The organism is Novosphingobium sp. BL-S-33, from assembly GCF_056857025.1.
Window position 1 is genome coordinate 1,290,031 of the sequence record NZ_CM166475.1, and the last position, 19,031, is coordinate 1,309,061.

General features: G+C 60.1%; 20 protein-coding genes and 1 pseudogene. 8 read left to right on the forward strand and 13 right to left on the reverse strand.

From position 1 onward, the window contains the following. Positions 1 to 574 precede the first annotated feature (574 nt). Positions 575 to 1,060 (forward strand): hypothetical protein, encoded by a 486-nt coding sequence (locus AC1VVM_RS22330; protein ID WP_482956540.1) that lies wholly within the window; start codon positions 575 to 577, stop codon positions 1,058 to 1,060. Positions 1,061 to 1,599: 539 nt separating this feature from the next. Here the strand turns inward: AC1VVM_RS22330 and AC1VVM_RS22335 are convergent. Together AC1VVM_RS22335 and AC1VVM_RS22340 are read right to left on the reverse strand one after the other, a co-directional pair. After that, positions 1,600 to 2,787 carry an IS91 family transposase gene (locus tag AC1VVM_RS22335; protein ID WP_482956541.1) on the reverse strand — a complete coding sequence of 396 codons (1,188 nt, stop codon included), beginning with the start codon at positions 2,785 to 2,787 and terminating at the stop codon, positions 1,600 to 1,602. Between the two features lie 4 nt (positions 2,788 to 2,791). Beyond that, a complete protein-coding gene (locus AC1VVM_RS22340) occupies positions 2,792 to 3,697 on the reverse strand; it encodes a tyrosine-type recombinase/integrase (protein ID WP_482906432.1) in 906 nt (301 codons plus the stop codon). Positions 3,698 to 3,878: 181 nt separating this feature from the next. Between AC1VVM_RS22340 and AC1VVM_RS22345 the strand changes: the two genes are divergently transcribed. After that, positions 3,879 to 4,367 carry a hypothetical protein gene (locus AC1VVM_RS22345; protein WP_482956542.1) on the forward strand — a complete coding sequence of 163 codons (489 nt, stop codon included), beginning with the start codon at positions 3,879 to 3,881 and terminating at the stop codon, positions 4,365 to 4,367. Positions 4,368 to 4,446: 79 nt separating this feature from the next. Here AC1VVM_RS22345 and AC1VVM_RS22350 read toward each other — a convergent pair whose 3' ends face one another. Then, positions 4,447 to 5,019 (reverse strand): lyase, encoded by a 573-nt coding sequence (locus AC1VVM_RS22350; protein WP_482956543.1) that lies wholly within the window; start codon positions 5,017 to 5,019, stop codon positions 4,447 to 4,449. Positions 5,020 to 5,200: 181 nt separating this feature from the next. On the opposite strand from AC1VVM_RS22350, the gene AC1VVM_RS22355 reads away from it, so the two are divergent. Next, complete coding sequence (locus AC1VVM_RS22355; protein WP_482956544.1) at positions 5,201 to 5,560, forward strand: hypothetical protein; 360 nt, start codon at positions 5,201 to 5,203, stop codon at positions 5,558 to 5,560. A 283-nt stretch (positions 5,561 to 5,843) separates the two neighbouring features. Here AC1VVM_RS22355 and AC1VVM_RS22360 read toward each other — a convergent pair whose 3' ends face one another. The 5 genes and pseudogenes from AC1VVM_RS22360 to AC1VVM_RS22380 form a co-directional block, all read right to left on the reverse strand. Beyond that, positions 5,844 to 6,266, reverse strand: coding sequence for a hypothetical protein (locus AC1VVM_RS22360; protein ID WP_482906441.1), 423 nt, complete (start codon positions 6,264 to 6,266; stop codon positions 5,844 to 5,846). Positions 6,267 to 6,417: 151 nt separating this feature from the next. Further along, positions 6,418 to 6,978, reverse strand: a complete 561-nt coding sequence (locus AC1VVM_RS22365; RefSeq protein WP_482956545.1) for a hypothetical protein — start codon at positions 6,976 to 6,978, stop codon at positions 6,418 to 6,420. 413 nt (positions 6,979 to 7,391) lie between these two features. Further along, positions 7,392 to 8,039: pseudogene (locus AC1VVM_RS22370) on the reverse strand (ParB/RepB/Spo0J family partition protein); the annotation flags it as partial. Positions 8,040 to 8,141: 102 nt separating this feature from the next. Further along, positions 8,142 to 8,546 carry a DUF2958 domain-containing protein gene (locus AC1VVM_RS22375; RefSeq protein WP_482956546.1) on the reverse strand — a complete coding sequence of 135 codons (405 nt, stop codon included), beginning with the start codon at positions 8,544 to 8,546 and terminating at the stop codon, positions 8,142 to 8,144. Continuing rightward, on the reverse strand, positions 8,543 to 9,544 hold the full coding sequence (locus AC1VVM_RS22380; RefSeq protein ID WP_482956547.1) for an ArdC family protein: 1,002 nt from the start codon (positions 9,542 to 9,544) through the stop codon (positions 8,543 to 8,545). Before AC1VVM_RS22380 ends, AC1VVM_RS22375 begins: the two co-directional genes overlap by 4 nt. A 526-nt stretch (positions 9,545 to 10,070) precedes the next feature. On the opposite strand from AC1VVM_RS22380, the gene AC1VVM_RS22385 reads away from it, so the two are divergent. After that, positions 10,071 to 10,484, forward strand: a complete 414-nt coding sequence (locus AC1VVM_RS22385; RefSeq protein ID WP_482956548.1) for a hypothetical protein — start codon at positions 10,071 to 10,073, stop codon at positions 10,482 to 10,484. Positions 10,485 to 10,804: 320 nt separating this feature from the next. Here the strand turns inward: AC1VVM_RS22385 and AC1VVM_RS22390 are convergent, their stop codons facing one another. Together AC1VVM_RS22390 and AC1VVM_RS22395 are read right to left on the reverse strand one after the other, a co-directional pair. Further along, complete coding sequence (locus AC1VVM_RS22390) at positions 10,805 to 11,752, reverse strand: hypothetical protein (RefSeq protein ID WP_482956549.1); 948 nt, start codon at positions 11,750 to 11,752, stop codon at positions 10,805 to 10,807. A 14-nt stretch (positions 11,753 to 11,766) separates the two neighbouring features. After that, positions 11,767 to 12,249 (reverse strand): hypothetical protein, encoded by a 483-nt coding sequence (locus AC1VVM_RS22395; RefSeq protein WP_482956550.1) that lies wholly within the window; start codon positions 12,247 to 12,249, stop codon positions 11,767 to 11,769. A gap of 179 nt (positions 12,250 to 12,428) precedes the next feature. Between AC1VVM_RS22395 and AC1VVM_RS22400 the strand changes: the two genes are divergently transcribed. Continuing rightward, a complete protein-coding gene (locus AC1VVM_RS22400) occupies positions 12,429 to 12,737 on the forward strand; it encodes a hypothetical protein (RefSeq protein ID WP_482956551.1) in 309 nt (102 codons plus the stop codon). Between the two features lie 212 nt (positions 12,738 to 12,949). Next, entirely contained in the window at positions 12,950 to 13,270 is a 321-nt protein-coding gene (locus AC1VVM_RS22405) for a hypothetical protein (RefSeq protein WP_482956552.1), read from the forward strand. Positions 13,271 to 13,337: 67 nt separating this feature from the next. Here AC1VVM_RS22405 and AC1VVM_RS22410 read toward each other — a convergent pair whose 3' ends face one another. After that, positions 13,338 to 13,460: a DUF6771 family protein gene (locus tag AC1VVM_RS22410; protein WP_482957365.1), complete on the reverse strand. Its 123-nt coding sequence runs from the start codon at positions 13,458 to 13,460 to the stop codon at positions 13,338 to 13,340. 166 nt (positions 13,461 to 13,626) lie between these two features. Between AC1VVM_RS22410 and AC1VVM_RS22415 the strand changes: the two genes are divergently transcribed. Further along, positions 13,627 to 14,316, forward strand: coding sequence for a heavy metal-binding domain-containing protein (locus tag AC1VVM_RS22415; protein ID WP_482956553.1), 690 nt, complete (start codon positions 13,627 to 13,629; stop codon positions 14,314 to 14,316). 73 nt (positions 14,317 to 14,389) lie between these two features. Further along, the gene (locus AC1VVM_RS22420; RefSeq protein ID WP_482956554.1) at positions 14,390 to 14,791 is read left to right on the forward strand and encodes a hypothetical protein; all 402 of its coding nucleotides are present in this window, start codon (positions 14,390 to 14,392) and stop codon (positions 14,789 to 14,791) included. 327 nt (positions 14,792 to 15,118) lie between these two features. Here the strand turns inward: AC1VVM_RS22420 and AC1VVM_RS22425 are convergent, their stop codons facing one another. Both AC1VVM_RS22425 and AC1VVM_RS22430 read right to left on the reverse strand, forming a co-directional pair. Continuing rightward, a complete protein-coding gene (locus AC1VVM_RS22425; RefSeq protein WP_482956555.1) occupies positions 15,119 to 17,698 on the reverse strand; it encodes a patatin-like phospholipase family protein in 2,580 nt (859 codons plus the stop codon). Positions 17,699 to 18,051: 353 nt separating this feature from the next. Next, on the reverse strand, positions 18,052 to 18,492 hold the full coding sequence (locus AC1VVM_RS22430; RefSeq protein WP_482956556.1) for a hypothetical protein: 441 nt from the start codon (positions 18,490 to 18,492) through the stop codon (positions 18,052 to 18,054). Positions 18,493 to 19,031: the final 539 nt, after the last annotated feature.

Genomic DNA, 19,031 nt, shown 5'->3' on the forward strand with positions numbered 1-19,031 from the left:
GCCAACCGTCGTCTAAAGCCCTGTCTCCTACTTCGTACACCAAACTTTACTTCCAAATTTCGTCGTCAGCGACGAAAGGAGACTGTCATGCCAAACGCTCTTGAAAACGAACATAAGAGCGGAACGTCCGAACCTGGCGTTCGAAAATTAACGGCTGAACGGCGACAAAGGGGCGGGGCGAGACGGCAGCAACGCGCCCATTCAAGACGTTAGAGCGCGGCTTTCCCGCGCCAGGAAGCAGGCATTTAGATTTCGACCGGGTCTGGAACATAACCGCCGTTCCAGCCAACGGTGCCGAAGGACTGGTATCGCTGACTTGGACGAACCCGCTCGCGCGGGAGGGGCGCATGGGGCGACGTGACCCTGATCATTCTCGCGCTGAATGTGACCAAGGTCACCAGCGACCACGAGGTGACGGATGGGTACGGGGGGGAAGTTCTCGATCCAGCGTGCATCGCTAGATGCGGCGCGGTCGCATTGGGTATGTCGGGGGAGGAAGATATGATCCGCCTCACAGTTGCATAAGGAATTGCCGGCAACTATAATTTAATATTATGGCTTACGGGAGTCGGATATGAAAATCTGGCGGTTGCAGGTCATCGCATTTACTGCGTTCAGTTTTCTAATCCCGAGTGAAAATGCACTCGCAAAGGCGAAAGAGCAATCGACAACTGAACTTCTGGTCAGCTTCGGCGCCGTCGCTGTATTCGGTGTAATTTTACTTATCGGATTTTTCGCGTCTGAGAATGCACTTGAAGATCCATCAAATCGCCGGGTGATTTTTCTGCACGAGCTTAATGGAGAAGCGCTGCTCTCCGGCGATGGTGACTGGATTCTTGTGGTTTACCGCCAATCAGGCAACGTCCATTACGCCAAGGAAAGCCGAAGCCCTCACGCGTTGCTGAACGAGGCTATCGCGACGTTCACGCGTGCGAAGATTGCCGAGTTGTCAATCAGAACGAATACACCCGATAAACTTCAGGTCCATCGGCTGTACCACAACCACAGGGGGAGCAACGAGGGCAAGAAGGTAGGGAGCTTCGTCATTCAACGCAAATGACGCCCCCATCTGCATTGATGCGCGCACTGGCCCCTACCATGACACCATGGCTCGGATCACCGGTACAGACGATCACCTTAAGAGGCTCCGCAGGATGACGGCGGGCATGCGGCGCGAGGCCGGGAAGCTCGTCTAAACGCCGGCGCGCCTTATTGTGGCGGCTCAAGAGGCCGTTAGGCCACGTCAACAAATTCCACCCTTAATGAATTTCCGCTTTCGGATAGCCCCGTAGATTGGCTGAATGGCAGAGAGGTCGAAGGATTTCGGGCGCTTGCGTACGAAATTCTAACATGGAGGAACCCGCGGGCCGCATAGGCTGGTCTATGGGGATTTGTGCTTTGGGGTGGTCTGGTTGGGGCCACCGCGCACGGTGCGACGCGGGCTAGCGCCGACGGTGCCGGGATGTTTCGGAAGTGTGGAGAGGGGCTTCCAGGGCGTTCGTTGGGAGCCGAGCCAGGTGGTCATAAGATGAGGCGCGTGCGGGGCGGTTGCCCGGCGTGCCGATCTGCCGAACCTGGAGAGGCGCAAGCCATGCCGGGTCATGGCGCAAGCATCCGGGCGAATGTGGGCGGCGGCGGCGCACGTGGCTGCCGCCAGCGGACGAAGGCCTCAATGATGACCATGTGGCCGCCGCAGCACGGGCACGGTGGGCGATAGTCTTCAGCCTGGTCGGGCTGCGGCTCGCTCGGCGCGACAACATCGAGAAGGTGACGGGCCAAGGCAAGCGACGTCTTGCGCGCGGAGCCGGCAAGCAGGCCGTAGTGGCGGATGCGATGGAAGCCCCGGGGCAGGACGTGGGTCAGGAACCGGCGGATAAATTCGTAGGTCTCAAGCGTCATGACGCGCTGACGATCGGCGCCGTCGCGGCGGTAATCCTTGACGCGGAACGTCACTCCATTCTCGTCGAAGGCGATGAGGCGGCGGTTCGAGATGGCGACGCGGTGGGTATAGCGCGCGAGATAGGCGAGCACCGCTTCGGGACCGGCGAAGGGCGGCTTGGCGTAGACGACCCAGGGTTTCTTGCGGACAGGGGCGAGGTGGCGCTGGAAGGCGGGCGGATCGGCGAGACCGGCCAGAGATCCGAAGAAGCCAAGCCGCCTGGCGCGATGGAGTTCGGCCAGGCGGGCGAGGAACAGGCGCCGGAACAGTTTGCCGAGTACACGCACGGGTAGAAGGAATGCGGGCCGGGAAGTGATCCAGCGTTTGCCATCGTGTGCGATGCCGCCGCCCGGCACGATCATGTGGATGTGCGGGTGGTGGGTCATCGCCGATCCCCACGTATGCAGGACAGCGGTGATGCCAATGCGGGCGCCGAGGTGTTTGGGATCGGCAGCGATGGTCAGCATCGTCTCCGATGCCGTCTTGAACAGCAGGTCGTAGACCAGGGCCTTGTTCTGTAGCGCGATGGAGGCGATCTCGGCGGGCACGGTAAAGACCACGTGGAAGTAGCCCACCGGCAAGAGATCGGCCTCACGCTCGGCCAACCAGGTGCGCGCGGCCGCGCCCTGACACTTGGGGCAATGCCGGTGGCGGCACGAGTTGTAGGCGAGACGCCAATGCCCGCAGTCCTGGCACGCTTCGATGTGGCCGCCGAGGGCTGCGGTGCGGCAGTTCTCGATCGCGGTCATGACCTTGAGCTGAGCGAGGCTCAGGTGTCCGGCATGGGCCGCCCTGTAACCGGGCCCGGCGCTGCGGAAGATATCGGCGACCTCGAGTGAGGTGCGCACGGTCTCAGCCGGGAGGGGCCTTGCCCTCCATCAGGGCCACAACCCTGTCGAGCGGACTGGCGACAGCCTGGATCGTGCGGGTCGAGACCTTGGTGTAGACCGCAGTGGTATCGATCTTGGCGTGTCCGAGCAGGACCTGGATGACGCGGATATCGACGTCCTGTTCAAGCAGGTGGGTGGCGAAGCTGTGGCGCAGGGTGTGCGGGCTGATGCGCTTGCGGATGCCCGCGACCTCGGCGGCTTCCTGGACGGCGCGGTGGAGTTGCCGCGATGAGATTGGATCGGTGTAGCTGCGCCCGGGGAACAGCCAGCCATGCGGGAACATCACCCCGCGCCGCTTGCCCTCGCGCCACCACAGACGGAGCAGTTGAAGCAGATGCGGCGACAGCATGGCGTTGCGGTCGCGCGCGCCCTTGCCCTGTTCAACCCGGATCAGCATGCGCTCGCTGTCGATATCGTCAACCTTGAGATGCGCGACCTCAGAAACGCGCAGGCCTGCACCATAGGCAACGCCAAGCGCGGCTTTGTACTTGATGCCGGGTGCCGCCTCGAGCAAACGGGTGGCCTCCTCGACACTGAGGACTTCGCGCATCTTGTCCGGGCGGCGTGTCGCGACCAGTGCGCGTGCCAAGTCCCGGCGCCGGAGCGTGACGGTGTAGAGGAAGCGCAACGCCGACACCGCGCCGTTTATGGTGCCCGCGCTGGCTCCGCTCTCGTGCTGGTGGATCTGGAAATTGCGCAGATCCTCTGCGGTTGCCGTATCGGGTGGTCGGCCCAGGTAGGCGGCGAAGCGCCGGACGTGCCGAATGTACTGGTCTTGTGTGCGCGGCAGCAGGCCTCGCATCATCATGTCGTGCTGCATGCGCTGGCGCAGCGGGCTGATCGGGGCAGAAGTGGAGATCGTAGCCATCGTGAGTTCCTCTCGTTCAAGGGAACTTCACTCTGGGACGGAAACCTCACCCCGACCAAAACCTCACGATATACCCCTGCCTCTCACCACGCACCCCTCCCGCGAAAGCGGGTTCGTCCATGTTGGGGGAAGCAGACACATTTTCGATGACGAAACGAAGGCTTTAGGCCAGTGTTCGGTCATGGCTGGAAGCATATTTGAGGGCCTTTCCCTCAAGGTCCGTATTATTTTTCTTTGCATGACGATGGGGGCAATCCTGGTCCCTGTGCTGCTGATCGCGATCTTTGCACGTTCTGAACCGATCAACCGAAACGCTGTTCTGGGTTGTTATACAGCGTCAGGCGTCCCGTCTCTCAAAGTCGGGGCGGTCGCGATCACGATTATAGAACCTGAACGACGCACCTTCAGTTATTCGGTAGAGCCGGACAAACAAGGGTACCACTTCACCGTAAGTCCGGCTCTCAGTTTGCGGCCCATTGGAGCGGGGCAATACGTGTTCGTTCGCGACGAACGCGGTATCGGCTTTTTTTGGCCTTTGCTGTCGAAGCGCTCCGATGACCCTCGAAACATGCGGGAGCCGAAGGATTACGGCGGGCGTTTTCAGATCATCGCCAAGGACGGCACCGCAATTAACTACGGTCGGACCGCAGACGAGGCGGGATGTAAGTAAAAGTCCGCTATGTTGGCGTCTCCGGAAGGGCAGGTATCAGATTAAAATCCTGAAAATCGGTCATTCCGCTTCGTCGGGATTAGCGGACAGTCCGCTCACAAGCCGCCAATGCTTCCGCAGCGAGGCTGTCTGCGTAAGGCTGATCCGAAGGCTGGCTCCATACTTTCAGGTCACCGATCAACGAAGGATCGGCACAAATGCTGGCTGCTTCCAAAATAGGGATCGTGACTGAATCCCTGCTGAGTTCCACTTGCACAAAGGGCAGCGCGATAGCGGGATCGAGTCCCGCAAGACCGAGTATCGCTTCGCCCCTGACCACATCGTCCACATCTGTTGCCGCGTGATACAAGGCATCGCGCACTGCGGATGTGTCGCCTCCCTCTTGGCTGAGAAGCAGTACGGCCCAATCGCGATTTACCCGATCAGGGTCCCGCGTGAATTCTATTAGCCTTTGGAGGTTTGCATCAGCGTGTAATCCACCGGCCAGAGGCACTTGCTCTGCGATAACCAATTTCAGAAAATCCGAGGGAGGTTCGTAGCGCTCTCGCATCGTCATGACATGACACGACCAGAGGGGGACATCAATCAACGTCCGCAATGTCGGCGTGTCCGGAATGGCAGATTTCCGATTAAAACGCTGAAAGCCTGCCATTCAGCGTTGCTGGGGATTCGGCACCGTCCGCTTAATCGCGATCAGTGTGTCATAGCGGCCTACCAGTTTACGGTCTGGCAACACGGCTAAGGCACAAGCTGCTACTATGCGAACGATATTTGTAACCCTAGCTACCCTCGTCCTAGCCGCCTGCGGTACAAAAAGCGCGACCTTTGACAGAATGGCTGACGGTAAGTGGGCCAACAGCCTTAGCGAGTGCGGGAAGCGCTTCACCACTTTCAGTGGCAAGACAATTCGCTGGCACCTGCCAGACGGGACGTTTGATTTTGGCCACATTGCTCTTGTTGGGGATGCTTCACCGACTGACGTCATCCTAACTGTTGAGCCGTCCGAGGCGATCAAGCAGGCAGCGAAAAAGCCGGGCGCCAAGCGCTTGCCCCGCGCGATCACGATGGGGTTCAATTTGGAGGGCGATCATCTGCAACTTCGGGCGATCCTCGGGGACGGTGATCGGGGTGGCGCGGTCGATGCGGATGCGGTGGAGACGCGCATGTTTAGCCTAGTGAGATGTCCCGACTGAACAAGCAGGCCGACAAGTAACAACGGCAGCTAAGTCGGCGTGTCCGGAACGGCGCCTTCCGGGTTAAAATATTGAAAAATTGCCGTTCGCCTGCGGGTGTGCTGGGCAGACGGGAGCCGCCGTTCTTGGCTCCAAGCCAACTGTTGCAAAGCGGCCGTAGGTTCATTGTCGCGATGCCTGCGAAAGACGCCATATGGCGGGTTTTCTTGCCCGCCTGCACGACCTTGATGTCGGAGAAACCGGACAGTCTGCTTTGGGTAAACCGTACGGATTTTGCGCGTATTCAAAAGCCCCAACAAGTACTGCCTATGAAATTCTTCGAGGTGTCATAATCGAGACTATATTGCTCAGCATCACTTATGTTGAATGATCCAAGATTGTTTTCGCAAACCCAGAAGTCACGTTTAGCCTCACGCCCGATCGAGATCGAGCAGAGGCCGCCAGTTGCAGTTGCCCCATCCGCTACTCCGCGAGAAATCTGGCTGACAAACTGGCATGAATGGACGGTGGCCTTGATACCTATATGAGCCAGTCGGCTTTGATAAACTTGCTCTTCTTGTTTAATCTCGGCTTTGCCGAGAACCTTTTGCCAAGAACCAAGATCGCCATACGGCTGCAAATCCCTCGGGTTATCGAAAGCTTGCGCAGCAGAGTCGGTTGACGGGAAAGTGAGGGCGAGAACAAAAGTTGCTAACGTGGCCTTCATAGTGGAATTTCCCTCATTCCGTCTCGAAATCGCGTGCGACTCAATCCTTCAACCCTTAAATAACTTGCAAAAATGAACGGCTTGTTTCCGAGTAGGCAAGGCAAGATCTAGTGGCCGCTACGTCGGCGTGTCCGGAAAGGCAGTTTTCCGATTAAAACGCTGAAATCCTGCCATTCTGCTTGGTTGGGGGAAGCGGACAGGCGGCTTTTAGCAGCCGGACGTGGCGCGGATTATCCTGATAGGTCCATGTACGTATCAAAGCGAAGGCGGCAGCGCCGAAAAACAAGCCCATTATGAAATATCCGATCCACACGGGCACCGTGGATTGGGTGTTCACAAGCCAGACCACAGCGTCCGCGGAGGCCCACAGTAACAGCGCGGGGAGTGATATTCCCCGAAACATCGAAATCCAGCCGACGCGCTCGCCTACGTAGATTACAATAAGAGGGACGAGGGAAACCCAAAGCCATGGACTGGCAAGGTCATGAACACCCAGCTTGTCGAGAACGAACACACTGCCGGCATATAGGAAACTTAGACCCGCCAATTTGAGCCTATTCGTCGAATTGGAAAGCACCGCCGCCTCTCGTAGTCCGCAAAAATTTCCCGCGAGAATGGCCGCTATCGGGATGTTCGGCAATGTCGAATATGCCGGCTTTGTTGGCGTGTCCGGAAAGGCAGATTTCCAGTTAAAACACTGAAAGCCTGCCATTCCGTTTTGTCGGGAGATTGGGCATTGCTAAATAAATATCTGAAATTCATTGTGCCGCGATGCGTTCAGAAACCGCAAAACTGCCAAAAGGGCATAGTTACCCGTTGAGGCCCTCCGCCCTTGAAGGGGCCTTGGCTGAGGCTGGCATCGACATTGACGTGCACCTCATTCGCAGCCCGGGTCAGCTATTTGATGCGCATTTCTGGCCGCCAAACCGTAATGCTGCCTATGAGCGGCTCTACGTTCGGGCTGGGTCGGTTCCAAGAGAGCAGGCACAGGAAGCGCGACATCACGCGACGACCGTCATAATTCCTGAGCTTGTGCGATGGATAGCCGACATCCTTGCTTTGGATCTCAAATCTCCCATCAGGCGCGAAAAGCAGGTACTGGCTGTTATGCCGACCTCGGCATAACAGCCACGATTTGAGATTGAACCCGCGCGGGGCGTAGGCATGCGGGTCATCGACAAGGGCCAGCCAAGCCTTCTGCTGATTCTTGGATGCAAGCGTCAGGTGGCGGACGGTCGGGACATCGATTTCCCCGACGCGATACAACTCGCGAATACGCGGCAGCAGATTGCCGAGCGCGAGAATGCGCTTCACGGCAAGATCAGGCAGGCCGAATGTCAGGGCAATATCTGCGGTGCTGCGACCTTCCTTCACCAGCCGGGTAAAGCAGGACCAGCGCGACACCTCATCCGGATCGAGACGAGCGATGTTTTCGATCAGCGAGGCCTCGACGGCGCTGGCATCGTCAGTGTCATCGAGAATTGCACAGGGCACCATGGCCATCTCGGGGTCCGGCTCGCCGGCTTCGGCGCAGGCCGCGAGCCGCTCGGATGCGACAAGCTGCGCAGCATGGAAGCGGCGGCATCCGGCGACGATCTCGTAATGGCGCTCGTCATCATTGGCCCCGCAATTTGCCCTGACGAGAATGGGTTGCAGCACGCCGCGCGCGCTCACTGTCGGCAGGATGTCCGAAACGTCGGGGGCTCTACGCGCGTAGCGCATATTCGATTTGCTGACAGAGAGGTTGTCCAGCGGGATAAATTCGAGTTTCATGGTTAGCACTCCTGATTGAGAGTGCCGGTCCGTCCTTCAGGTGGAATGGTCGGGCGGACCGGCTTGGAAATGGCGGTGAACGACCGCCCGCGTCATCGGCCCTCAGCGGGGCAGAAGCCTGATGGCGGCAGGGTCCTCGCGGCTGAGCCGGTCCAGAAGCAACGCGGCATCGGGAATGGAGCCTGCAAGGCGCGCAGCCTCCGTCCAGACCGAAAGCCGGTGGCGGGTGCAAAAGCCCATGTCGCGCTCGATGGTCAGCCCCATGGGCAGTCGGATCGCCTCGATTTCGCGAAGCGAGGAAATCCCGAGTTCGGGGCATCCCAAGCCGAGGTCCGCCAGCCCGAAGAGGGTGTCGTCATCGGCATAGAGTTCGCTCACCAGCCAGACCGCGCGGCCCATCGGATTGAACAGGCGGACCAGCGGGAATGGGTCGAACTTTGGATTTTGCATGCAATGCTCGAAATTGGCACTGAGCATCGAGCGGATGGAGCGGGAAAGCAGGGTCATGGCTGAGCCCTCCCCTCGTCACCTTGGCCGTCATCAGGGGCGCCCATGTGGTCCGGTCCCTCGCCTTCGGGGAGGCTCGCCTCGTAGCGCGAAAGCAGCCAGTCGGCCGCTTTGCTTGCCATGCTGGCGGCGCGGAAAATCGCGCGGTTGTCCTCGCGCAGGACTTCGAGCCATGCGCCGATGTAATCGGCGTGCCTTACGGTCGGCACAATCCCGAGCGAGGCACAGAGAAACGCCGAACCCATTTCGGCCACCAGTTCTTCGCGGGCGTAGTCCTTGGAACCGAACGGGCCGGTAAGGTTCCGACCCAGTCGTGAACAGTGGCCGACTCCGTGCGTCAATTCGTGCAGCGCCGTCCGGTAGAAGTTCACCTGATCGTGGAATGCCTGCTGCGGCGGGACCTGAACGAAGTCCTGCCCCGGCGAATAGAACCCCTTGTCCCCGCCTATCCGGAAATCGATCCCGCTTGCGGCAATCACGGCTTCGGCCACCGGCACGACTTCGCGCTCGGGCAACGCCACCGGCTCGGGCATGAAGTCCTCGGGCAGGCCCTCGCACTGCGCGACATTGAAGACGGTGAAGCGCTTCAAGAAAGCAATCGAGCGCGGATCGCCGCCACTCTCCTGCGCCCGCGTCTTCTCGGCCTCGGGGGTGAAGCGATCGGCATAGACCACCTGCGTTCCATGCTCGCCCTTGCGGACATTGCCGCCAGCGCTGAGCGCCTGCCGAAAGGTCAGCCAGCCCTGCGAAGCCCAGCCCCCGGCAATGACCGCGCCCCACAGGATCAGCACGTTTATTCCGGAGTACCCGCGCCGGATCAGGGCATTGACGGGCAGCCCCGCCACCGGCCCTGCGGCAGCCTGACCACTCCAAGGCTGCACCCAAGGCACCCGCCCCTCTTCGAGTTGGGCAATGATCTGGGCTGTCACCTCGTCATAAAGCGAAGCCCTGTTTTCCGGGCCTCTGCGGCCAAGCGAAACCTCACGATTGCTGCGCATGTCTCACCTCCAAACCCGCCCCAAAACCACCATGGCCTCCCCCGGCGAAGGCGGGGGGTGGGCGGCCCGGACGACCGACAGGGCCCGCAACAGGGCGGCGCCTGCACCGCTTGCGGCCGGAACGTGAGTGGAGGAGCCGCGCCTCGCGCGGCTTGCAGGCGCCGCCGGCGGGCCTAGACGGGCGGCGAGCCCACCCGCCGGCTTCGCAAGGGGACAGGCTCACCAAAACGCCGCGCGTGGGGATCCCCGCGCGCCCACATCGAGGCCGGTCGTGACCGGCCGAACCCCTCGCCTCTTGGCGCCGGCGATCGCAACCGAAGGACGAGACCGCTCGCAAATCGAGGGGGCTCGGTGCCCTGTCCGCGAAATGGAGGGCGATCAGCCTTTCACGGGCGGCATAGAGCGCGGTCACGCCGTCGGCGGGAGGCGCACACGTAAGCTGCGATGCAACTTACCAAATCCACCAAGGTCCAGAAGACGGCTCGTCCATCATATAACGGAGAAACAAGCTGAAAACGGAGATACTGTGCTCGAGACAATCACGCTGCAGACGGCGCAATTCACTCAGGCGGACCTCGATCGTGCACGAGCACTGGGCGTGGTCGAAGGCAGCTACTGGAACATTACCGGCACATGCCTGCTTTCCGCCGCGACGCTGTTCTATCACGAAGTCGTCGCCTTCCTGCACCTCAACACGCTGGGCCTAAACCCGGCTACCCACGACGAACTCTGGAGGATGGCAAAAATCGTCGGATTTGGCCTGCTGGTTATGGGTTTCCAGATTGTGCGCCTGAAACGCCTCAATCGGGCGCATGCCGAGCTGTCGGCCGAGACCAATTGCGGTGATGGCTACGTTGCGCTCGAAAGCCGCGAAGCGTTGTACGGGAAGGTGAAGTGGATGATGCAACGCGCACGTCAAAACCTGAACAGGCGCGTTTAGAGCAGCCGATCTGACTACGTCGGCTCGGCTGCTCTAAACTGGTGGTTGGACGCGCTTTCCGAGCCATCAGGTGATCCCACCTGATTAGAAAACGCTCTGAGTCGCGCGAAACAGGGTGGCTTGCTCACGTGACACTCGCGAGCAGTGACTGCATCGAGACCGCTCATGACAGGCCGCCCCCACTTTTCAATTAGCGCGAACAAATCGTCCACTAAGGCCGAAACCGCTCGAATATCGATGGCCCCTGCCCGCGAAGATGAGGCGATCAGACATATTAACGAGGCGGCATAGAGCTTAACGCAGGGGGGCGCCGTTCGATATCATCGCTCCTGGACCACGGTCCGAGACATGCTCAAAAAACCAGTACCATGGGGGAAGTGCTGCGTTTCTACCTCAGCCTTGAATCCGGCGTTCTTGGCGACAAACCCGGCAACCCACGACCGCGCCAGAGGATAGAAGACCAGCTTTTCAGCAGAGCGCACGATCAGGCGGTTCAGCGCGATCATTTCCTGGCGAGGCGGCTTTGCCATCCGATAACTGAAGTGCTCGAATGTCGGGCCAAGCTTCTTTCCGGCAAGCTCAATTCGCGGACAGATCCGCACTGCCAGTCGGGGCGTGAGCGGAACGATCCGGTTGATAACGCGGGAATCGGCAGTGGTCTCCACGGCAACCGGGAAGTCGCTGGTGAAAAAGGGTGTGTCCGGATGGTCGTTCAGCAGGACGTCCCAGTGAAAATTGCCGAAGGCCGTGACATGCCCGATAATGTTGCTGATGCCGATCGCCTGAGGATATCTGCTATCGACATTAAAGCCGATCTGTCCATCCGCGATCAATTCCGCAAGCGTTCTGCCGCCGAGGTCGGGCGGCGGCGGATCGAGGAGGCCGGCGCGCTCCATAAGTTCAGCCTCGATCGGGAGCCTGGCCTCATGCGGCGCGCAGGCAAGCCGCATGCCGGTCGGTGAGCAGCACAGCACGAAGGCTGCGAAGCCGGCGATGACAAAGACAGCGTCCGGATCGACCCCGCCTCGTTCCAGGACCGCACAGGCGGCATTGTACCGCGGCTCGATGAGTTTCGCGAATTCCTCGATTAGCCTTGGTTCGGACAGGTACTCATTGGTATTGCCATCCGCTATCCGGCAAACGTCCTCGGAGCCGCAAGGGAATGACTTGCCATCCGTCTTGCGGAAGGCATGCATCTTCCTGCCGCTCAGGGCCGGGGCATAGAAGCGCTTCAGATGAACCTGGGAGACAAAGTGATCGAGCGGCATCAGTAGGCTCCGGTTTAGAACGCCTTGCGCTCGGTCGCCGGATCGTACTTCTCGCAGCGACCGGTAAATTCGCCGGCCTTGCCTGAAATGCTGATCATGCCGGTATAGCGGTCGATCCGCATCTTGGGATTGTTGAGCGTATTGACGGCGACCGATGCGGTAATTTCGCGCTCTCCGAACTTGATCGACTTGAGCTTGAACCAGCCATCATCGCCGCCATGGATCGGCGGCAGCATGAAACGCGGCATGCGGATCCGGCCTTCGCTGCCATCGATCGAGACATTGACCTGGTCCTCGAAGCCGACCGAGCGGGTCCCCACAACATTGGCGCCGGCCGAATTCCCATGATTGTCCCACCCGTAAGCAGTCGTGTCGGTGACCTTATTCGCCGCGCCGCCTCCCATGCAGGCAAGTTCGAGATGCGAGGCGGCCTCATCGGCATAAGCAACAGATGGCGCCAGCACGAGGCAAGCGGCAACGGATAGTGTGCGAAGCATGGTTGGTCCCCCAGAGAGTCGATCGCCTCTAACCGTAATGCAGTTACCGACCGGTTAGCCATGATCGCACTCTTGTGTCCGATGTATCCGGACAAGCCCGGACATCATATTTCAATCGCCGCCCCGTCCTCGATCTGACATTCAAGGAGCCAGGCACGGGAAAATGGATGGAGACTTGATTGGCTGACAATGCCTGGATGGTCCGCGTGAAACACAACAAGGTATCGGTTGGCATCTTCGCCTGCCCGGCCGGCGAGCTCGCTCTCCTGGTCGATGAGGTCTGCGATCCCGGTGCCTGCGAGTTCAAGTCTCTGCCGCCGGGAGGTTTCATATTCGGGGGCGCGGTGCTCCTGCACAAACTCGACGACGAACCGGCCGATGTCGCGCCTACGCACTTCAGCGACGGTCGTCTTACCGATCGATGGTCCGAGGAGGTCTACGAAGATACAGGCCGCTGGTGGCCGATCATGATTGCGCAGAACGATTAAGGTGTAGCGGGTTGCTGGAAACAATGATCTCGCCCTGCCCGCGATCGAAGATCGGGACCAATGCGCAACGGCTATGCTGGTCTCCGGCAGTCTCGAGCTGTGCCAGTACAGTGCTATCACGGCGCACTCATCCAAAAGTCTGATCGACCTTTTAGTCGGCCTATCCTGACTTCGCCTTTCCTATAATTCCCCAAGGGGCAGCGGGGGTCACGATGCTAGACAGGCGGGAGGCACTGCGCACGCAGTGCGAAACTATCGAGGCAATCGCCAAGACCGTCGCCACGCCGGGGATCCAACCGGGCGTTCGCGACTACCTCATGGAACTCATCGAGAGGGCAAGAATCGTGGCTGCACCGGATGCACCCGGCAAATTCCGCCGCCTCTCGCTGGCATCGACCAGGCAACTTTATCGCGACGTGCAGTTCCTGCTCGAACCTCCCGTGCTCTCATGGTCACTGCTGAGAAGGATAGCGGAGGCCGATCTGGCGCTTTCGCTTCTCTCGAACCCGCCAAAACGCAATCCATCGAACTGAAAACGCACTTTCTCAAAACACCCAGACCTGTGCGCGGAGCCGAGCAGGTCCTCAGATCAAGGCTTCCTCACGGAGACAACTTGAACTGATCGGGATCCGGAATGGCGGGGTAATCGGAAAGCCGCTCGACGATCGACAGGGCGAGCTCTGCTGCGGCCTTGAGCCGCATGCGCTCGTCGCGCACGGTGATGCCAACGCGGGCTCAGGCCGGCGCACCCAAGATAGCCTCCGATAGCTGCTGGGGGTCGTTTGGTTGCAAAGCCCGATAATTGAATAAATAAGGAATAAAATGTAAGCCTATTGCAAGCCGGAGCCTCACGCGACATGACCGCCCTTCGGGAAAATCAGGGGGTTACATGAGCGATACGTGCGGGAATTGCGGCGCGGAGATCACCAGCGGCGGAATCATCAAGGGTCCGAACCGGCGCTACAGCGCCAAGCAGACCAATCTCCTCAACTTCGTATCCGGCACGCAGTACGCTGAAATCTGCGAGAAGTGCGGCGGGGGCGAATACGAGGCCGCGATCCTCAATCTCAGGACCGAACGCCACGCGTGCCAGGAATACCTGACGACGAACGTCGTCGATTTTCCGATGATGACGATTTCGCAGGTCCCGCCGGGCGCCGATTGCCGCATCAAGTCTATGGTGACCGCGAACGTCACGGTTGGCACGGGCATGTTCAGCGAACTCAGTCAGGGCTTCTCGGACATGTTCGGAGCGACCAATGTCAATTCCGGCATGGCGCTCAAGGTCAACAGCGGTGAGGCGACGGCCCGCTCGATCCTCGTCACCAAGGCAATGGCGATGGGCGCGAACTGCATCATCGGGGTCGACGTGGATTATGGAACGACCGCCAACAATGCGGCGACCGTGAACATGCAGGGGACGGCGGTTGTGATCCGCAATCTCGACGCGATCCTCGATGAGGACGTCATGGAGCGGTTCGGCAAGTTCGAGGCATCGCTGGCCCGGGCCCAAGAGATCACCCGCTGGCTTGCAGGCGACCTGACATCCGATAGCCCGCTCCAGTACGAGGCGGCATAGGCACAAGCCGGACACTTCCGGTTCGCGGCATCGCCTCGAACTCCCCCTCAAAAGACTCCGAGCGAGATCACTCATGCACCTCATCCAGATCGCCGCCTTCGCTGCCCTTGCTTTCGCTGCACCGAGCGTCCTGGCTCAGGTAAAGGACGGCCATGGAAATGCCCTGCGGGTCGGCATGCCAGGCAAACCGGCGCCGGATTACGATGGCGGCACGATCAGCGCCGGACGGGCGGCCAAGTGCGTGCTGGACAGTGCTGCGCCGCAGGTCTGCACGTTCTGCCCGCGCAACGGCGATGGCAGCTTTGCCATCGAAGTTGCGGGAATGGCCTACTATGCCGACAAGATGTCCCCGACCGAGGTCACCGTCAATTACGACAACGGCGCAAGGATGGTTCCGCAAGGTTCGTTCACGCGCAGCAAGCAGGATCCCGCTTGCTGGCTACAGGGCAGCGACCGCAAGATCTGCGTCTATTGACCCTCGCTCGCACGAGACAGGAGAGTAGCCCGCCCGGCTTTCGATACGGGAACAGACCCTGCATCCGAGCAAAGAAGCGACGGCAACACGTGTCGGCCCTTTCGCGATGACGCGTGCATGGAGGCACTGGAGTCCCCCCTTGCGCGGGAATGCAGGAATTACCCTATGAACATCGATTCCAGGCGGGACCATGATCTGCGCTAGGCGGAGCCATTACGCATCCTGCCCGCAGCATTATCGGCCGAGCCGAGGTCTAACGGCTTGCCAGAGGGCATGGCCCACCTGCGGCGGCGCGATCCGCGCAGCTCATCGTTCGAGGTCAGGACGTCACCATTTTACCGGCATCATTTTTGCAGGCTCCCATTCCTGGGTCGTGCGCGGCGCAAACAGGTTGACGGCAATGAGCCGACCCAGCTCGTAATAGCTCTCCCACTGCGCTTCGTCGAAGAACTGGTCGATCGTCGTCTGCTGCGGAAACTCGGCGTTGTCGAGGAGGTAGCGCGTAAGATCGGCCGGACCGTCGGTGGTCAGGCGCGGCTTGATCACGATCAGCGTACCGTCTGTGTTGTCCGCGTAGCGAATGCGCCCGAGCATTGCGATAGCATCCTTGCTGGTGGCGGACGGGCCGAAGCCGCTTGGGGCTGCGAAGAGTTCACGGACACGCGCATTGGGTACCACGCGCTTCAATTCCTCGGGTTCGCTGATGAACTCGATGCTCGCGCCGAAGTCGATCCGGCATTTGCGAACGAGATTTGCGATGTCTTCAAATCCGTAGTGAGGATCGCATCCGTTGTCCGAGGCGATGATCAGCGGCAGTTTGCGCCTGACGAGTTCGTAGACTGCCGTATTCTCGAAATGGCCGCCGTCCGAAAGATACCACTGCGCCCGCTCAACGCCCGGGAAACTGCCGAACATTTCGTCGAACAGCAGTCGATAGCTGTTCCAGCGGAAACGATGCTCACGGTCGTGATTCCACCAGTAACCGAGACGAACATTGGTGAGGAAGGCGAGAACCGATTTCGCAAGGCTGGTCTGGGAACCCAGGCCGGTGGTGAAGGCAGCGCCCGAGATGCCCACCCACATCGACAAGGGCAGGCTTTGCCCCGGATGGGGTTTGTCCTTGGCAATCCCCGGTACACTATCTCTTTGGCGGCCCTCCGCATTCCCATTCGCGTTCTGCGCCGGGTCTTGCCCGAGCGGAAGCAGGACGAGTGGATCCTGCGGCGAGAGCCGGTAGCTTATTCCATCGGGCGAGACGGTCAGGTTGAGACCGTGGCGATCGCGCTGGACCGTTGCCGGGCCATGCCCCCGGGTTGCGTTCACAGTGACGTTGATGAGGTGCACAGGTGCGCCCGCGCTGGTTTCCCGGTAGTATTCGACAAGCCCCAAATCGTCACCGTCCTGTGCATCGCTGACACGCTGCGGTTTTGGAGAAACGCCGCTCCGAACGTCCTTGTCGGTCTTGGCGATGCCGATCCGCTTCGGATTTCCAGCACCAAGATAGGCCCGCCGCAAACGCCCGGCGTAGAACGTTGCCAGCGACGACAGATTTGCAAAGCCGGTGGTGATCGAGGCCAATATGACGAACGCTGCGCACGACAGCACAGCCGCCGTCCACGGGGGCCAGACAAGCGTTCCGAACGAGCTGCCACCGAAGGCGACAAAGTGCGCAAGGCCGCCCCAGAACACAAGCGCTGCACCAATGAAGAGCAGCGCCGCTGTCCAGGCGAGAAACGGGCCGAAGCGCGCCAACAGCGAAGGCTTGCCCGAGCCCGGCACTTTCAGTGACGAAAGCTGGCGCACCAGCCACCGACCCGCGGGGATGGCAAACCCCGCTATCGACGCCCCAAAGAACGAATGGATATTACGCGCCTCCACAAAGATGAATGCGCTGATCATATCGGCAAGAGCAGCCAGGAGGGTCCAAAGCAACGCCTGCGCCAACGCTCCCTGGGCGCTTGTCAGGCGGTGCCGTATGGCATCTTGCGCGATCGCCTTCAGGTGCGCAGGCTTATCCCTTGCCGCCGGCGCACTGTGCCACGCGGCAATCAACCAGCATAGCAAGGCAAATGCCGCCAAGGCCGGCAAGACCGCCAGAAGGTAGTTGTATGGCGTCTCGATCGCATCACCGCTGACCAGCGCCCACAGACAGGCGAAGACAATCAGCAAGGTCCCCCAGAATGGCGGCCCGACCGGGAGCCCCGCTGCATCGCTTTGCGTGAGCCAGTAAGCCCACCCCACGCTGATCAGCAGGGGGACAATCAACAGGCACGCCGGCAGCAGTATCGGGCTCAGCCAAGGATGTGCGGAATAAAGCGATGCGATTGCCTTCAGTATCGGCGGCCCCGATGACGAAAGCTGTAGAAGCGCGGCGCGCGCCGCATCGCAAAGAAGCTCGGCAAGAACCACGGTCATACCGACAACGATGGACAGTGTCAGCCAGTTGCGGAACAACAAGGCAATTGCATAGATGTAGTCGCGGAAACCATCGGGCGTCAGATAACGCCCCGATTGGCGCAGGTATGCAAGCGCCCGCTGCGCCTCGTCCCCGCCCAGAAGATCGCCATTCTGTGCATCCACACCTCCTGATCGGGAAGGTATTATCGGCTGCTCATCTCCGCGTTTGGCGAAAAGGCCGCAATAGAATGCACCGGTATATCCGCCGCCGGACACGGTGGAGAGGTAGTCGATACGCTGGAGGAGCTTATGCGAACTGAGGCCTCGTAGCAGGCCGAGACTGAACGTCGCGCTGCGAATTCCGCCGCCAGAAAGCGCGAGCCCGCAGTGGGGCACACCACGGTCCACGTCATACGTTGATCGGCGGGCTTCGATCGCGTCCAGTTCTCGCTGATAGGCCGATGCCGCGCCCTTGCCCTGGGTGGAATCCCCGCTGCCACTGTCTGTCATGGTCTACCCCGCCTAATGCGCCCGGCCCCCTGCCGACTGTTTACCTCAATGCTCCGTTGCTCGATCGATGAATTTGAAGTTGATGCGCTTTGCCGTGGCTGCCGGTGGTTGAGCGCCATCAGCCAGGTGGAGGCAGTAAACATTCACCGAATTTTTCAGACAAGCAGAATTATCGGCAAAATACGCGCAGACCGCGTGCGATCACGCCACAGCGCGCTTCGTGCCGTCCCAGCGTGATCAAGTCGGGCGCGCTCCCCGCGCAATACTCTCGATTTTGCCAGTTTCGGCACCGCGGATTGAACCTGGTATCTCAGAGGAACTCAGGTTCGACGCCGCCCGGCTGCCTGTCCAGTTCACCTCATGTGATAGAGCGCGAACCACAACATAGGCAATGCTGCCCACAGGATCACGCTTGCCGCCTTATAGAAGGCCGGTTTGCGCATGTCGGTGCGTCCGATCCGGCGACCGCTACCGATCTCCCAGTTGAGATCCGGCACCCGTGCCAGCATGATCGCAAGCGCGACCAGCGCGACCGCTGCATTGGACAGCCACCACAGTGCCGTAATGAGCCCAACCGCGATCAGTACGCTTACAGAATTGACAATGCGCTGACCCTTGAGATCCCGCTGGATATGAGCCTCTAGTACTGCATTGCTCACGCGGGCCCGCTGCAATAGCCAATCGGTATTTTCCAGCCCGCGCAATACGAACCCGACGAACGGTGTGGTGACGATCAGTAGAGCCGCCCACGCCGCGCCGGCCCCAATGATTTCAACAAGAATTTCATCCCCCATGACAGCCCCTCTGTGTTCAAAGTCGCACACAGAATGCCGTGACGCAGGAGGCGGGCCGCCGCCAAGTTAAATTTGAGCAATAACACGATGAAAATCGATTGCATGCCTATATAATAGACCAAAACCGTGATCTCTATCACACTTGTGGCAGGCATATTCAATATTCTGTCCAGCGCGACCCAAAGGCAGCTCCCTCCGAGTTGACCGACACTGGCCCGGCAGTCGGTTTCCCAACTCGGCTGCCGGGCCTTTTCGTTTGGATATATAAAAACACGCCTCAGCCCGCGAACATATTTCCTTTCGAAAGCCCGTGAAGAGTTGCAAGAGCTCTTTCGATTGAGCACCAGACCTGCGGCGGCACGTGCCGGCGTACCGGCGGCGAGCGATCTCCCGGATATTTTCGGGCAGAAGCGGGATGCGGGGAGAGCGACAAGCGGCGTATTGGCTTTCTCTCGCAAGAGAGAAGGGAACTGAATGGCACTGCCCAAAGCCAGGAGCGGCGGCGGCATCATTCGGTCTTCGAGGCGCCCCCTCCTCTT

Coding starts and splice junctions, on each gene's coding strand:
- AC1VVM_RS22380 (WP_482956547.1), bottom strand. CDS start 9,544: ATGCGCAGCAATCGTGAGGTTTCGCTTGGCCGCAGAGGCCCGGAAAAC.
- AC1VVM_RS22390 (WP_482956549.1), bottom strand. CDS start 11,752: ATGCCGCTCGATCACTTTGTCTCCCAGGTTCATCTGAAGCGCTTCTAT.
- AC1VVM_RS22430 (WP_482956556.1), bottom strand. CDS start 18,492: ATGGGGGATGAAATTCTTGTTGAAATCATTGGGGCCGGCGCGGCGTGG.
- AC1VVM_RS22360 (WP_482906441.1), bottom strand. CDS start 6,266: ATGAAGGCCACGTTAGCAACTTTTGTTCTCGCCCTCACTTTCCCGTCA.
- AC1VVM_RS22330 (WP_482956540.1), top strand. CDS start 575: ATGAAAATCTGGCGGTTGCAGGTCATCGCATTTACTGCGTTCAGTTTT.
- AC1VVM_RS22420 (WP_482956554.1), top strand. CDS start 14,390: ATGCACCTCATCCAGATCGCCGCCTTCGCTGCCCTTGCTTTCGCTGCA.
- AC1VVM_RS22340 (WP_482906432.1), bottom strand. CDS start 3,697: ATGGCTACGATCTCCACTTCTGCCCCGATCAGCCCGCTGCGCCAGCGC.
- AC1VVM_RS22345 (WP_482956542.1), top strand. CDS start 3,879: ATGGCTGGAAGCATATTTGAGGGCCTTTCCCTCAAGGTCCGTATTATT.
- AC1VVM_RS22395 (WP_482956550.1), bottom strand. CDS start 12,249: ATGCTTCGCACACTATCCGTTGCCGCTTGCCTCGTGCTGGCGCCATCT.
- AC1VVM_RS22415 (WP_482956553.1), top strand. CDS start 13,627: ATGAGCGATACGTGCGGGAATTGCGGCGCGGAGATCACCAGCGGCGGA.
- AC1VVM_RS22355 (WP_482956544.1), top strand. CDS start 5,201: ATGGCTGACGGTAAGTGGGCCAACAGCCTTAGCGAGTGCGGGAAGCGC.
- AC1VVM_RS22375 (WP_482956546.1), bottom strand. CDS start 8,546: ATGACCCTGCTTTCCCGCTCCATCCGCTCGATGCTCAGTGCCAATTTC.
- AC1VVM_RS22425 (WP_482956555.1), bottom strand. CDS start 17,698: ATGACAGACAGTGGCAGCGGGGATTCCACCCAGGGCAAGGGCGCGGCA.
- AC1VVM_RS22365 (WP_482956545.1), bottom strand. CDS start 6,978: ATGGCAGGCTTTCAGTGTTTTAACTGGAAATCTGCCTTTCCGGACACG.
- AC1VVM_RS22350 (WP_482956543.1), bottom strand. CDS start 5,019: ATGGCAGGCTTTCAGCGTTTTAATCGGAAATCTGCCATTCCGGACACG.
- AC1VVM_RS22405 (WP_482956552.1), top strand. CDS start 12,950: ATGCTAGACAGGCGGGAGGCACTGCGCACGCAGTGCGAAACTATCGAG.